We start from the raw sequence: 13,485 nt of genomic DNA, 5'->3' as shown, positions 1-13,485 counted from the left end.
CATAAGTCCTTGCGCATGAAGATCCTGTTTCGCCCGCTGCTCTGTTCGTTGATTGTGCTTGCAGCAGCTTGTGCCACGACCCACCCGCAACCGGTTTCCGCGCCGTCGCCGCAACCCGTCGCCGTAGCGAAGCCCGCCCCCGCACCGGCACCGCTGCTGCTGATCTCGATCGACGGCTATCGCTCCGATTACATCGAACGCGGACTCAGCCCCACGCTGGCATCGCTGGCCAGGCAAGGCGTGCGCGCCGCCGACGGCATGCAGCCGTCGTTCCCGTCGCTGACGTTTCCCAATCACTACACCCTCGTCACCGGCCTGCGCCCGGATCACCACGGCATCGTCAACAACACGATGACCGATCCGGTGCTCGGCAAATTTTCGCTCGGCAATCGCGAGGCAGTGAGCAATGGCCAGTGGTGGGCGCAAGGCACACCGCTGTGGGAAACCGCGCAGCAGCACGGCATGAAGACGGCCACCATGTTCTGGCCTGGCTCGGAAGCGGATATCCACGGCGCCCACCCGAACTACTGGAAGCCGTACGACGGCAAGATCACGCCCGACCAGCGCGTGGACCAAGTGCTGGCCTGGCTGGATCTTCCGGCTGGCGAGCGCCCGACCTTCCTCACGCTGTACTTCGATGAAGTGGACCATGCCGGCCACCATTTCGGACCCGATACGCCGCAGGTCAACGAAGCGATTGCGCACACCGATGCGGCACTGGATCGACTCGTCAAAGGCCTGCAGCAGCGCGGCCTGCTCGATCGCATCAACATGATCATTGTGGCCGACCATGGCATGGCCAGTTCACCGGCGCACAACGTGGTGGTGATCGACAAACTCATCCCGCTCAAGCAGGTGGGGCTGGTGAGCGTGGGCGTGCTGGCCGGCTTCAACCCGAAGCCGGGGTTTGATTTCGCGAAGATCGAAGCCAGCATGGAGCAGCCGCAGCAGCACATGACGTGCTGGGACAAGACGCGCGTACCCGCACGACTCGCCTACGGCAGCAATCCGCGCGTGCCGCAGCTGCTGTGCCTGGCCGATGTCGGTTGGCGCATCTCCACCCGCGAGTACCTGGCGAAGAAGAAAGAGCCGATGCGCGGCGACCACGGTTACGACAACGCCGCGCCGCAGATGCAGGCGCTGTTCGTCGCGCACGGCCCGGCGTTCCGCGCAGGCGCCGAAGTCGCGTCGTTTCCGAACGTGGACGTCTACCCGCTGATGACCCACCTGCTCGACCTGCCGGCCGCCACCAACGATGGCGACTACGACGCAGTGAAGGGCATGCTCAAGCCGGATGTGCAGTAAGCCGGCAACTCCCGCTGCGGATGCGCGCAACGCGCTTCCGCAGCCTCACTGCGGAATCGGCGGTTCTGTTTCCGGGCGGGACGGACTGACGAGTGGCGGCAGTCGATACAGGCGCCACGCAATCACCAGTCCGGCGACGACCAGCGCGCCAACGAATACCGCCACGCCGTTCCAGCCATGCGAGGCGTAGAACAGGCCACCGCTGGCACCGGCCAGACTGGAACCCATGTAATAGGAAAACAGGTAAAGCGACGAGGCTTGCGCCTTGTTGTCGCCGGCGCGTCGCCCGACCCAGCTGCTGGCGATGGAATGGCCGCCGAAAAAGCCGAACGTCACCGCGACGATGCCGAGCACGATCAGCCACAGTGGCCGCGCGGCCGTCAGCGCCAATCCCACCAGCATCAGCGCAAACGCCGTCCACAACACCTTGCGTCGCCCGAGCTTGCCGGCGAGATGGCCCATCCAGGCCGAACTGAACGTACCGATCAGATACACGCTGAAGATCGCGCCCACCACCGCCTGGTTGAGCCCATAGGGCGGCGCGAGCAAGCGGTAGCCGATGTAGTTGTACAGCGTGACGAACGCGCCCAGCAGCAGGAAGCCTTCGGCAAACAGCCATGGCAGGCCGGGATCGCGAAACGTCGAGGCGAATCGCCCCATCAGTGCGCCAAGATGAAACGGCCGCTGCACGTGATGGCGCGACGGCGGCAGGCTGCGCCAGAACACGATGCCGGCGACCAGCCCGATCACCCCCACCGTGGCCACGCCCACGCGCCATCCGAAAAACTCGGCCAGCACGCCGGCCACCAGGCGTCCGCCCATGCCGCCAATGGCGTTGCCGCTGATATACAGGCCCATGCCCAGGCCGATCGATTCGGCGTGCATCTCCTCGCTGAGATACGTCATCGCCACCGCGGGCAACCCGCTCAGCGTCAGCCCCAGCAGGGCGCGCAGGATCAGCAGCATGTGCCAGTCGGGCACCAACGCGGTGAGCAGCACCAGCACGGACGAGGACAGCAGCGAGGCCGTCATGATGGTCTTGCGGCCCCAGGCATCGGACAGGCCGCCGGCAAACAGCATGGCGAACGCCAGCACGCCGGTGGTCAGCGACAGCGAGAGCGCCGCGACGGCCGCGCTGACGCCATAGTCCTTGCTGAACTCGGGCATCAGGGGCTGGATGCAGTACAGCAGGCCGAACGTGGCCAGACCGGCGGCAAACAGCGCCAGGTTGGTCCGTCGAAACGCCGGTGTGCCGTGGCGGATAAAGTCGTGCGATTCAAGTTCGCCGCCCTCGGGCCGATGTTCTGCCTGAGAGACCGGTTTCACGCTTTCCCGCCTTGCCATGCCACCACCGCCAACGACTGCCGAGGCGATAAGCATAAGACTTGCCGTGATCGTGTTCGACCGCCGCTCATGGCCGCCCCGGATCCTGACGACCTGGCCCGGGCTGGCCAAAAAGTCCATATCGCGTGTGGAACGTGATACATAAAGACGCCGGGGTAGCTGTCCGAAGGAAGGACCCGCCCCGCACGCCGGTAACAGGGGACCGGCAGCAAGGGGGGATATGTCGATACGCGAGCCCATCGTGGTGTTGTTCACCTGGATGTGCGCCATGTGCTTTGCACTGGCCGCACAGGCGATGCCTGCGCGCTCCGCCATCCCGACCCTGCAAGTGGCCTCGCTGGCGCCGCTCAAGCCGGCGCCGACACCGGCGCAGGTGATCCACGGCGGCATGGACGAGCGCTTCCTGCCCAGCCGCTCGACGCATACGCCCAACGCGGTGGAGACGCAGCGCTGGTATCGCCTGACCATCGACCGCGACTGGCACGAGGCGAGTTCGCCCGTGCTCAATTTCACCGGCGCCACCTATATCCGCATCAACGTGTATGCGCCGCCGGACTATCAACCGCACGAGCTGTGGTTTGCCCAGACCGACCAGCTGGCGCGCTACTCGCGCCACCATCTCGCGCTGGAGCTGCCGCACGACTTGCGCGCCGATCAGCCGATCTATGTGCAGATTGCTGCCGACAACTTCACCCGGCAGATCCGCGCCGACATCACCGACATGGCCACCTACCAGGCGCAAGACCTGACCCATGTGCGCCTGACCACGCTGTTCTCCAGCGTGCAGTTCACCATGATCCTTGCGGCGCTGTGCCTGTGGCTGGTGCTGCGCGATCGCGTGCTGCTGTATTTCATCGGCTATACGGGTTGCCAGCTGATGAACCAGTTGCTGATGAGCGGCGAGATGTACGAACTGCCCGGCGGCTCGCTGCTGGTGCCGCTGGGTACGCATGCGCCGTGGCTGTTCGTGGCGCTCAGCGCACCGCTGCTGTTCTCCTTCATCCTGGAATTCTGCGAGTTGCGCCAGATCACCCCGCGTCCTGCACGGGCGCTGGGGTATATGCGCTGGCCGTACGTACTGATCGCCGCCCTGCTGTGTTTCCCGTTCGCGGAGCGCATGCACCTGCTGGCCAGTGCGTACAACCTGTGGTTCATCGTCACTTCGTTGTGGGCCCTGGCCACCATCGTGCTTGCTGCCTCCCGGCATGGGCGGCAGGCTCGTTTTTTCCTGGTGGCATGGCTGCCCCAGGTGCTGCTGACCGTGGTGCGACTGGGCCAGGTGTTGCTGGCGCTGGACCAGCCGCGCTGGCTGGAATACGGCCTGCCGTTCGCCACTGCGTTCTGCAGCATCGTGGTCACGATTGGTTTGGCCGACCTGTCCTTGCGTGCGCGGCGCGAACGCGACGTGGCACATCATCTGGCCGATCACGACGCGCTCACCGGCCTGCTCAATCGCCGCGCCCTGGTCGCGCGGTTGCATGAGGCCGTCTCGCAGGCGCGACCGCAGCACCAGCCGCTGGCGCTGATCTTCCTGGACATGGATCACTTCAAGTCGGTGAACGACCGCTACGGTCACCAGACCGGCGATGCCTGCCTGCGCGCGGTGGCTGCCGCGATCGCCGACGAGCTGCGCCCGACGGACAGCCTGGGCCGCTATGGCGGCGAGGAGTTCGTGTCACTGCTGCCAGCCACCACGCACGAGCAGGCCATGGCGGTGGGCGAGCGCATCCGCCGCAGCATCGAGTCGCTGCATGTGCACGCGCGCGGCAATTCGCTGCAGACCACCATCAGCATGGGCGTGGCCAGTCTTACCGGACCTGCCGATACGGCGGACGATCTGATCGCCCGCGCCGATGCGGCGCTCTATCGCGCCAAAACCCTGGGCCGCAACTGCGTGGTCGCACACACGCCGTTGACCGCCGTGGCGGGCTGATTCCCCTTTCGGCGTCACGCCATACGCCCAGCGCAGGAACACTGGCAACATGCGCTTCCAGGTGGCCTGGTTGTGTTCCCCATCGGGCAGCAGATCGTAGACGACCTGGTCCGCTTGCGATGGCTGGTCGGGGCGATCCGTGTCGATGCGATAGCCAAGGTCGCGCAGTCCCCGGCGATGGCTGCCGTCCGGCGCCGCGAAACCGTTGATCAAATCCTGCAGATCTTCGACGGCGTCGATGGTGCCGTTGTGGTTGCGGTCATTGGTTTCTTCATGGCCGCCTACCGCAAACCAGAAACGCAGCGGCTTGCGCTGCCCTGCCCGGTCCACCACCGCCTGCGCCAGGCGCGTGCTTTCCACCGCCTGCGCATCGCTGCGATCGGCGGCCAGCCAGAACGACGGCGAGAACGCGCCTACCTGCCCGAACACGTCCGGATACTCCCAGCCCAAGCTGAATGCATTGAGCGCACCCAGCGACCAGCCGAGCATGGTGCGGCCTTGGGCTGAGGCCTGCGTGCGGTAGTGAGCGTCGACATAGGGCACCAGCGTGTTGGCGACCCATGCGGAGTAATCGTACGCACGCGCCCCGATCGGGCCGATACGCGAGCCACCCACGATGCTCTGCCGCCGTGCGCGATCGAACAGCCCATAGCCAGACGCGCGATCCTTGAGCATATCCACCGCGACCACGATCACCGGCTGGATGGCGTGATGCGCGTAGAGCGTTGCCAGCGTTTGCTGCAAGCCAACCGCATCCATGTCCTGGCCGTCATTCGCATAGAGCACGGGATAGCGCGCGTCGGAGCTCGTGTAGCCAGGAGGAAGGTAGACCGTCACCTTGATCTGCTCGGGCGCAAACGCCTTCGCATCAAGCACCAATTTTTCTGGCGCCAGCGCCTGTTCGCCAGCCAGCAACGGCAACGGTGTGACCAACGCTCCAACGAGCATGCAGATCGCCACACCTTTCCAAACGTCACGCATCACCTTCCACCCGCGCTCATGCACCACGATCCGTCTCCAATGTGCGCACTTCTTCCCGATGCCCCGCTGCCGAACGGCCACTCACCCAACCGAACAACGCAATGCCCACGATAATCATGACCGCGCCGAAAGCGGAGTAACCGTGCGGCCATGCCTCACCCAAAAAACTCGCGCCGATCACCGTGGCAAACAACAGCTCGGCCGCCTGCATCGCTTCCACCGCGGCGAGCGCCGTAGGCTCGGTGCGCACCATCGCCGTAGCGCGGAAGAACAACACCGTGGCAATCACGCCCGACGACAAGGCCACGCCGCCGGCCAACAGGATTTCGCGCCAGCCCGGCGGGCCTACCGCGATCCAGGTCACGGCGGCGAGCACCAACCACAGCGGCCAGCTGCACAGCGTCATGCCGAACACGCGCTGGGTGGCGCCGATCTGCGCGCCGCTATGTTCCAGATGCAGCAGCACCATGCGGTTGCCCAGCGGATACATGAAGGCCGAGAACACCACCGCCGCCATCGCCAGCCAATCGCTGGCGCGCAACTCGCCTTGGGCATGTCCCCATTGCAGTGCAAACACGCCGGCCACGATCAGCACGCCGATCGCCACGCTGCGCCATGCCAGATGTCGGCGCGCATCGCGATAGATCAGCGGTGCGAGCAGCGGACCGGCCAGCACGGTGGTCTGGAAACTGCCCGCCACCAGCCAGGACGGGCCGCTGTTGGCCGCCCACGTCAGCGGCAGGCCGAACAACACGAAGCCGACCGCACTCCACAACAGCCAGGCACGCGGATAGCGCTTCAACTCATTCGGCAATTCGCCCAGGCCACCCTGCCAGGGCAAGGCGATAGCGAGCAGCGGCAAGGTGATCAGATAACGCAGGATCACCGCCCACGCCCAATGCCCGCCGCCGGCGACCAGGCTGCGGTTGAGTACATAGGTCATGGTGAAGAACAGCGCCGCGCACAGCGCCAGTCCCACCGCGGCGATAGCGTTGGAGCGCATCGGCAGGCCGTGGTCGAAAACACCGAGTGTCGCAGACGCGCGGGCGTTTTCGAAGGCCGTCGACTGCTCTGAGTTCGAATCAGCCGCCAGTGTCCGGCGCCAATGGCAGTTGCAGGGCGACCAACAACCCGCCGCCATCGACGTTTTCCGCGTGGATGTCGCCGCCATGCGCCTTGACCACGCGCTGGACGATGGCCAGCCCCAGCCCGTGTCCATCGGCACGCGACGCATTGCTGCCGCGGAACAGCGGCCGGAACAGCGAGCCCAGCTCGGCTTCCGGCACGCCGGGACCGTTGTCGCGCACGGAGACGTCGACATGGCCGGCCTGCGCCTGCGCTTTGAGTTCGACGCGACCACCCGGCGGGCTGAACTTGATCGCATTGGCGATAAGGTTGTCCAACGCCCGCTCCAGCAGCAGCTCGTTGCCCGATACGACGGCCGGCGCAGTGTCGAGAAGTTCCAACGTGATATGACGCGCGGCGGCTTCCAGTTCGGCACGGCGCGCGCTTTCGCGCAGTAGCGCGGCCAGGTCCACCGGTTCGCGGTTGACCCCGGGAATGCCGCCTTCCAGCCGCGACAGCGCCAGCATTTCGCCGGTCATATCGTCGAGCCGGCCGATTTCCTGTTCTGCCTGCAGGAAGTAACGCGCGGCTTCTTCAGGCGTGCCGCTGCGTTGGGCGAGATCGAGGATCAGGTGCAGGCGCGCCAGCGGCGAGCGCAATTCATGCGAGAGGTCTTGCAGCACGCTGCGGTCGTGGGCGACGAGGGCTTCGATGCGCTCGGCCATCGCGTCGAAGTCGCTGGCGAGTTGAGTGAGTTCCTCCGGCGCTCTGCGCCCCTGCCCCTCGACGCGCGCGGACAACTCGCCTGCCGCCATGCGCCGAGTGGCCTTGCTGATCGCCTCCACCGGCTTGGCCACACTGCGCGCCACCCACCAGCCGACAAAGCCGATGAACAACAGCGAGAGTCCGCCCTGGAAAGCCAGGAAAATCGTCTGCCGCGTCTGCTGGCGCAGCCGCGAGTGGGTGCGGCTCAGCGCCACCAGCTGGCGCACATGGCCATCGCTGCCCCGTATCTGCTGCACGGCGAGATAAAGATTCGGCCATGGCTGCAGCACCATGTCGCGCTTTTCGTCCAGCCAGCTCGGCAGCGATTCCTGCACCGACGAAGGCATGCGGATCGGCGACAGCGCCTGGCCGTTTTCGTACAGCGTCGCCTCGATGCCTTCTCGCCGCTGCTGCAGCGACCATTCCGTGAGCGCCGTCGAGCCGCCCGCCTCAAAAGCCTGGTCAGCGCCTTGGGCCACGGCGGACCAGTTGATCTCCACCGCCGTGCTGTATTCGATGAAGTGCTGCGTGAGGAAGATGCCCAGGGCCAGCGCCAGCAGGTTGGCGGCGCAGAAGCTGATCAGCACGCGCCAATACAGCGAGCTCTTGAACGGACTCACGCGCCACCCGCCACGAGGCTGTAGCCCGCGCCGCGCACGGAATCGATGCGAGGCGCCTGCGGCGACGCTTCCGCCAGCTTGTGGCGCAGGCGGCTCACGTGCACGTCGATGCTGCGGTCGAAACGCTCCAGCTCGCGGCCCAGCGCCATGCGCGTGAGCGTGGCCTTGTCCACCAGTTCGCCGGTGCGCTGGGCGAGCGCCAGCAGCAGCTGGAATTCCGCACCGGTCAGCGACAACTCCTGCTCGCCCACATAGGCGCGACGCTCGCCAGGCTCCAGCCGCAGCACGCCCACCTGCAGCGTGCCTGCGGTGGCCGGCGTGTTGCGTCGCAGCTGTGCGCGTACACGCGCGAGCAGTTCGCGCGGCAGGCAAGGCTTGGTGAGGTAGTCGTCCGCACCCAGTTCCAACCCGATCACGCGATCCACCGGCTCGCCCTTGGCCGACAGCATGATCACCGGCAGGCGATGCTTGAGGCGCAGTTCACGCAACGTATCGAGGCCGTCGCGCCCCGGCATCATCACGTCGAGGATCAGCAGGTCCGGTCGCGTCGTCGGATTGTGCAGCTGCGCAAGGCCTGCTTCGCTGTCGTGCGCGACATCCACCACGAAGCCCTCGCGCCGCAGGTATTCAGCCAGCAGCTCAGCCAGTGCGCGGTCGTCGTCAACGATGAGAATTCGGGGCATGTCGGGCTTTTTCGGTTTCCTGGCGGCCATTCAAGCGGTGCGAAGGAACTTGCTCCACCGGCTTTACCGTTCTTTACCTTCCCGCAAAGAACATACACATAGCGCCGTCGTCAAATAGGCACCACGCAAGACCCCTCCACCACGACACAGGTAATCCCCATGCGCAAGAACATCTCTCTCGCTCTGGTGCTCGCTTCGGCTGTTGCTCTCGCTCCGTTCGCCATCGCGTCCGCCCAGGACGGTGGCCCGCACGGCGGCCACGGTCATGGTCACGGCGCGTTTGAGGCGTACAGCAAGCTGAACCTTAGCGACGCCCAGAAGGCCAGCATCAAGCAGATCATGCAGAGCTCCTTCTCGCAGGGTAAGGCCCAGCGCCAGGCGCTGCGTCAGCAGCGTGAGGCGTTCGAGCAGATGGCTCCGAATGCTTCCGGTTACCAGGCCGCGGCTACCGCCCTGGCCCAGGCCGAAGGCGCCGCCACCACGGCACGCGTGCAGCAGCGCGCCGCGATCCGCGCCCAGGTCTACGCCATCCTCACCCCCGCCCAGCAGGCCCAGCTGGCCACCTTCAAGGCTCAGCAGGTCGCCCGTCACCAGCAGTGGGAACAGTTCAAGGCCACGCACCCGACCACGGGTTCGTCCTCGGCCCAGTAACGGTTCGGACGACGTCATAACAACGTAACGGCGCTGCCTCGGCGCCAGCAAGAAACTCGGCGCCAGCCTGCATGCTGGCGCCGTTTTTTTGGAGGCTTAGACCCTTTGTAGGAGCGCACTTGTGCGCGACCGCAGCCTCACACAGACACCGCTCCGTAGGTTTGTCGCGCACAAGTGCGCTCCTACACAAGACAGCTTTCGCTCAATCGGCCTTGAATCCCGCCTGTTGCGCGGCCGGCACGAAGACCTTGTGCGCATAGCCCTCCGGCTTGCTGCCCACCGCCACACCGCCATGGATACGCGACTGCTGTACGTCGCCAAAGAACCAGTACGGGAACGTGGGCTCCAGCGCGCTCGCGTCGTTCAACTGGCCACGCAGCTCGGCAGGGATGTCGAATGACAGCGCCGCAAGGTTGTCATCGAGCTGCGCCAGCTTGGTGGCGCCGACAATCACCGAGGCAATGCCCGGTTGCGTGGCCACCCAGTTGAGCGCGACCTGCGCCATCGGCTTGCCGAGCTTGGCGGCCACCGCCTCAAGTGCCGCGACAATCGCCCAGTTGCGCTCGGTGAAACGATCGAAACCCGGTGCGCCGGAGATCTTCGACAAGCGGCCATCGCCCGCTGCGCCAGGCTTGTACTTGCCCGACAGCAGACCCATGCCCAACGGACTCCATGCGGTGATGCCCATGCCCAGTTCGCCTGCCATCGGCACGAACTCGTGTTCCATGTGCCGTTCGATCAGCGAGTACTCCAGTTGGAGGTTCACCAGCGGCGTGAGCGCGTGCGCCTCGGCGTAGGTCTGTGCGCGCGAGGCATACCAGGCGGGCACGTCCGACAGGCCGGCGTAGCGGATCTTGCCGGCGCGTACCAGGTCATCCAGCGTGCGTACCACCTCTTCGGCGGGCGTCAGGCGGTCCCAGGTGTGCAGCAGGTAGAGATCGATGTAATCGGTGCGCAACCGGCGCAGCGAGCCTTCCACGGCGCGCAGGATGTTTTTGCGGCCATTGCCGCCGGCATTGGGGTTGCCGGGCTGGGCGTTGTAGCTGAACTTGGTCGACAGCACCACGCGGTCGCGGGTGCCGCTGTCGGCCACGAACTGGCCGAGCAGCTCCTCGCTGGCGCCGTCGGTATACAAGTCGGCGGTATCGATGAAGTTGCCGCCGGCGTCCAGGTAACGGTCGAACATCGCGCGGGCGGTGTCCTGCGCCGCTCCCCAGCCCCAGTTGTCCCCGAAGGTCATGGTGCCCAGGGCGAGGCGGCTGACGCGCAGGCCGGAGCGGCCGAGGGTGTAGTAGGCATCGATCGACATGGCGAACTCCCGTGATGGTGGCTGGTGCGGATGGGCAGAGCATGCGCCTTGCCATTACGCGGAAAAATCCGCATCTTGTGCATGCTTTATTAAGTGAGGCTAATTAATGGCTCAGGACCACGCGACCGCTCTGCGCGCCTTCCGCCTGATCGCCCGCCATGGGAGCTTCACCCGTGCCGCCGCGGAGCTGGAAGTCACGCCCTCCGCGCTCAGCCAGACACTGCGGCAACTCGAAGACCATGTGGGCGTGCGCCTGCTGCACCGGACCACGCGTCGCGTCGGCCTGACCGAAGCTGGCCACGCCTTCCTCGAACGCATCGCCCCTGCCCTCAGCGAAATCGACGAGGCCATCGATGCCTTGCGTCAGCACGGCGACCGGCCCGCTGGCACGCTCCGCGTCGCTGTACCGCAGATGGTGCTCGATCACCTGATCGCACCCTGCGTGGCCTCCTTCATGCGCGCATGGCCGGAAGTGAAGCTGGATATCCAGGTCGAGAATCGCCTCACCGATTTGATCGCCGATGGTTTCGACGCCGGCATTCGCCTGGGCGAACGTTTGGCGCGAGACATGGTGGCGTTGCCGCTGGGTGGCCCGCAGCGCGCGGTGGTGGTGGGATCGCCCAGCTATTTTGCAGCGCGCGGACGCCCTTCCCATCCGCGCGACCTTGCCACGCATGACTGCGTGCGTTTCCGCTTCAGCAGCAATGCCATCTACCGCTGGGAATTTGCACACCCGACAGGCGCATCCAAGGGACAGTGGTTCGAACTGGACGTGGACGGCCCCATCACCACCAACGACCCGAGCATGGCGATACGCGCCGCCATCGACGGCCTCGCGCTGACGCACATGGTGGAACCCTCGGTGCGTGCAGCGCTGGCCGATGGCCGCCTGGAGAGCGTGCTCGACGACTGGTTGCCGCCGTTCGACGGCTTCTATCTCTACTACCCCAGCCGGCTGCAGGTGCCGCCGAAATTACGCGCCTTCATCGAGCACCTGCGCCAGCATTGCGCTGCGTTGGCTACAGCTCACGAACGCCAGTGACCGGATACATAGACGCTGCCGGGGGCGTAGTAAGCCGGTACCCAGACCCGCGCTGCATAGTGCGGACGTGGCGCCACCACCACACAGCCGGTGAGTGACAGGCTCGCGCTGAACATGACGGCGAGGCCGAGACCGATCAGCATGAGTCGACGCATGGTGTTCTCCTTCGGGTGGGTTCGATCCGGAGAACGCCGGCCTCGAAAAACCCGATGACGAGATCACACGCTTTTGGATGGCTGCGATTCATCGAAATCGCAGCCACCGTTCATGCTGGCTTGAGCCTTACGCGTCAGCGTTGCTGGGCGAGCCGTTCCATCACCGTGCGATAGCGCGCCGCGATGCGATCCTCGTCGCGATGGGTGAAGCCACGCACCATCCATTCGCCACCCACCATCACATCGCGCACCAGCGGCGCGTTGCCGGCGAACAGGAAGCTGTCGATCAGCGAGCGTTCGTCGCGTGCGGCAAGCAAGGGCGCGCGATCGTCGAGCACGATCAAGTCAGCCCGTGCGCCTGCGCGCAACTCGCCGATCGGCAAGCCCGAAGCCCTCGCCCCGCCGCGCAAGGCGGCGCGCCACAGCGTTTCGCCCACGCTGTCGCCCTGATGGCGACCGGCGATGTTGCGATGACGCGTTGCCAGGCGCTGGCCGTATTCCAGCCAACGCAGTTCCTCCACCGGCGATACGGAGATGTGCGAATCAGAACCGATGCCCAGCGTACCGTTCGCATCGAGATAAGCCGCCAGCGGAAACAACCCATCGCCGAGATTGGCTTCCGTGGTTGGACACAGGCCGGCCACGGCACCGCTGCGCGCGATCTGCTGCGTTTCCTTGTCGGTCAAATGCGTGGCATGGATCAGCGTCCAGCGTGCATCCACCGCCGCGTGGTCGTACAACCATTCGACCGGACGTGCGCCGCGCGTAGCCAGGCAGTCCTGCACTTCGCCAATTTGTTCCGCGATATGGATGTGGATGGGGCAGCTCTTCGATGCATCGTCGGCGAGCACCGCGCGCAAGGCATCCTCCGGTACGGCACGCAGCGAATGCAGGGCGATGCCCACACGCAGCTTGTCGCTCTCGTGCTTGCGCAGGCTCTCCAGCAGGCGCAGATAGGACGGCACGTCATGACCGAAACGGCACTGGCGCGGCGCCAGCGGCCGGCCATCGAAACCACCGCTCATGTACAGCACCGGCAACAAGGTCAGCGCGATGCCGGCCTCGCGCGCAGCTTCGATCAGCGCCAGCGACATCGCCTCGGGCTGCGCATACGGCGTGCCGTCGGGCTGGTGATGCAGGTAGTGGAATTCGCAGACCTGGGTGTAACCGCTCTTCACCATCTCCACATAGAGCTGCGCGGCGATCGCCTGCAATTCGTCCGGGCCGATAGTGGCCGCGAACGCATACATGGTTTCGCGCCACGTCCAGAAGCTGTCGTCGCTCTTGCCCTTGCGTTCGGCCAGCCCCGCCATGGCGCGCTGGAATGCATGCGAATGCAGGTTCGGCATGCCCGGCAGCACCCAACGGCCGAGGCGCTCGGCGTGCCCCGCGGAACCCTCGACCAGCATGCCGCCATCATCGACATCCAACACGGCGTCAGGGCTCCAGCCCTGCGGCGTCCAGAGTCGGTCAGCGGCGTAGCGGGTCGGGATGGTGGCTGCCATGAGCAAGCTCCGTAAGGACAGACTTCGAGTGTAACCTCTCGCCACCCCGCGCCGTTCACATCGCTGCGGCATAATGCGGCAATGGCCAAAAAATCTCCGGAACACACGCCCAAGCTGCTGGTCAGGC

Annotated in this window: 11 protein-coding genes and 1 pseudogene; 4 read left to right on the top strand and 8 right to left on the bottom strand. The window is 65.6% G+C overall.

Annotation, left to right across the window (positions count from 1 at the left end; all coding sequences use genetic code 11):
* The first annotated feature begins 15 nt into the window (after nt 1-15).
* Nucleotides 16-1,305: an alkaline phosphatase family protein gene (locus tag Y882_RS06510; RefSeq protein ID WP_046971096.1), complete on the top strand. Its 1,290-nt coding sequence runs from the start codon at nt 16-18 to the stop codon at nt 1,303-1,305.
* A 45-nt stretch (nt 1,306-1,350) separates the two neighbouring features.
* On the opposite strand, the gene Y882_RS06505 is transcribed toward Y882_RS06510, so the two are convergent.
* The gene (locus Y882_RS06505) at nt 1,351-2,649 is read right to left on the bottom strand and encodes an MFS transporter (protein ID WP_082120979.1); all 1,299 of its coding nucleotides are present in this window, start codon (nt 2,647-2,649) and stop codon (nt 1,351-1,353) included.
* Between the two features lie 220 nt (nt 2,650-2,869).
* On the opposite strand from Y882_RS06505, the gene Y882_RS06500 reads away from it, so the two are divergent.
* On the top strand, nt 2,870-4,582 hold the full coding sequence (locus tag Y882_RS06500) for a sensor domain-containing diguanylate cyclase (RefSeq protein WP_046971095.1): 1,713 nt from the start codon (nt 2,870-2,872) through the stop codon (nt 4,580-4,582).
* A 258-nt stretch (nt 4,583-4,840) separates the two neighbouring features.
* Here Y882_RS06500 and Y882_RS19165 read toward each other — a convergent pair.
* The 4 genes and pseudogenes from Y882_RS19165 to Y882_RS06480 all read right to left on the bottom strand — a co-directional run.
* Nucleotides 4,841-5,530 (bottom strand): annotated as a pseudogene (locus tag Y882_RS19165) (alpha/beta hydrolase); the annotation flags it as partial.
* 49 nt (nt 5,531-5,579) lie between these two features.
* Nucleotides 5,580-6,566, bottom strand: coding sequence for a multidrug resistance efflux transporter family protein (locus tag Y882_RS06490; protein ID WP_046971093.1), 987 nt, complete (start codon nt 6,564-6,566; stop codon nt 5,580-5,582).
* Between the two features lie 79 nt (nt 6,567-6,645).
* Nucleotides 6,646-8,013, bottom strand: a complete 1,368-nt coding sequence (locus tag Y882_RS06485; protein ID WP_046971092.1) for a HAMP domain-containing sensor histidine kinase — start codon at nt 8,011-8,013, stop codon at nt 6,646-6,648.
* Nucleotides 8,010-8,696 carry a response regulator transcription factor gene (locus tag Y882_RS06480; protein ID WP_046971091.1) on the bottom strand — a complete coding sequence of 229 codons (687 nt, stop codon included), beginning with the start codon at nt 8,694-8,696 and terminating at the stop codon, nt 8,010-8,012. The genes Y882_RS06485 and Y882_RS06480 overlap by 4 nt, the downstream gene beginning before the upstream one ends.
* A 159-nt stretch (nt 8,697-8,855) precedes the next feature.
* Here Y882_RS06480 and Y882_RS06475 point away from each other — a divergent pair, with 159 nt between their 5' ends.
* Nucleotides 8,856-9,347, top strand: coding sequence for a Spy/CpxP family protein refolding chaperone (locus Y882_RS06475; protein WP_046971090.1), 492 nt, complete (start codon nt 8,856-8,858; stop codon nt 9,345-9,347).
* A 202-nt stretch (nt 9,348-9,549) separates the two neighbouring features.
* Here Y882_RS06475 and Y882_RS06470 read toward each other — a convergent pair whose 3' ends face one another.
* Nucleotides 9,550-10,656, bottom strand: coding sequence for an aldo/keto reductase (locus Y882_RS06470; RefSeq protein ID WP_046971089.1), 1,107 nt, complete (start codon nt 10,654-10,656; stop codon nt 9,550-9,552).
* A 106-nt stretch (nt 10,657-10,762) separates the two neighbouring features.
* Between Y882_RS06470 and Y882_RS06465 the strand changes: the two genes are divergently transcribed.
* Nucleotides 10,763-11,698 (top strand): LysR family transcriptional regulator, encoded by a 936-nt coding sequence (locus Y882_RS06465; RefSeq protein ID WP_046971088.1) that lies wholly within the window; start codon nt 10,763-10,765, stop codon nt 11,696-11,698.
* On the opposite strand, the gene Y882_RS19945 is transcribed toward Y882_RS06465, so the two are convergent.
* Both Y882_RS19945 and Y882_RS06460 read right to left on the bottom strand, forming a co-directional pair.
* Complete coding sequence (locus tag Y882_RS19945) at nt 11,683-11,853, bottom strand: hypothetical protein (protein ID WP_156171342.1); 171 nt, start codon at nt 11,851-11,853, stop codon at nt 11,683-11,685. The two genes, Y882_RS06465 and Y882_RS19945, sit on opposite strands and share 16 nt — an antisense overlap.
* Nucleotides 11,854-11,987: 134 nt before the next feature.
* On the bottom strand, nt 11,988-13,358 hold the full coding sequence (locus tag Y882_RS06460) for a formimidoylglutamate deiminase (protein ID WP_046971087.1): 1,371 nt from the start codon (nt 13,356-13,358) through the stop codon (nt 11,988-11,990).
* Nucleotides 13,359-13,485 lie beyond the last annotated feature (127 nt).

The sequence above is a fragment of the Dyella japonica DSM 16301 genome (genome assembly GCF_001010355.1).
Taxonomy (GTDB): domain Bacteria; phylum Pseudomonadota; class Gammaproteobacteria; order Xanthomonadales; family Rhodanobacteraceae; genus Dyella; species Dyella japonica.
The sequence above is the reverse complement of the archived record's forward strand: the minus strand, read 5'-3'. Positions and strand labels throughout refer to the sequence as shown.

Coding starts and splice junctions, on each gene's coding strand:
- Y882_RS06505 (WP_082120979.1), bottom strand. CDS start 2,649: ATGGCAAGGCGGGAAAGCGTGAAACCGGTCTCTCAGGCAGAACATCGG.
- Y882_RS06475 (WP_046971090.1), top strand. CDS start 8,856: ATGCGCAAGAACATCTCTCTCGCTCTGGTGCTCGCTTCGGCTGTTGCT.
- Y882_RS06465 (WP_046971088.1), top strand. CDS start 10,763: ATGGCTCAGGACCACGCGACCGCTCTGCGCGCCTTCCGCCTGATCGCC.
- Y882_RS19945 (WP_156171342.1), bottom strand. CDS start 11,853: ATGCGTCGACTCATGCTGATCGGTCTCGGCCTCGCCGTCATGTTCAGC.
- Y882_RS06510 (WP_046971096.1), top strand. CDS start 16: ATGAAGATCCTGTTTCGCCCGCTGCTCTGTTCGTTGATTGTGCTTGCA.
- Y882_RS06480 (WP_046971091.1), bottom strand. CDS start 8,696: ATGCCCCGAATTCTCATCGTTGACGACGACCGCGCACTGGCTGAGCTG.
- Y882_RS06470 (WP_046971089.1), bottom strand. CDS start 10,656: ATGTCGATCGATGCCTACTACACCCTCGGCCGCTCCGGCCTGCGCGTC.
- Y882_RS06460 (WP_046971087.1), bottom strand. CDS start 13,358: ATGGCAGCCACCATCCCGACCCGCTACGCCGCTGACCGACTCTGGACG.
- Y882_RS06490 (WP_046971093.1), bottom strand. CDS start 6,566: ATGCGCTCCAACGCTATCGCCGCGGTGGGACTGGCGCTGTGCGCGGCG.
- Y882_RS06500 (WP_046971095.1), top strand. CDS start 2,870: ATGTCGATACGCGAGCCCATCGTGGTGTTGTTCACCTGGATGTGCGCC.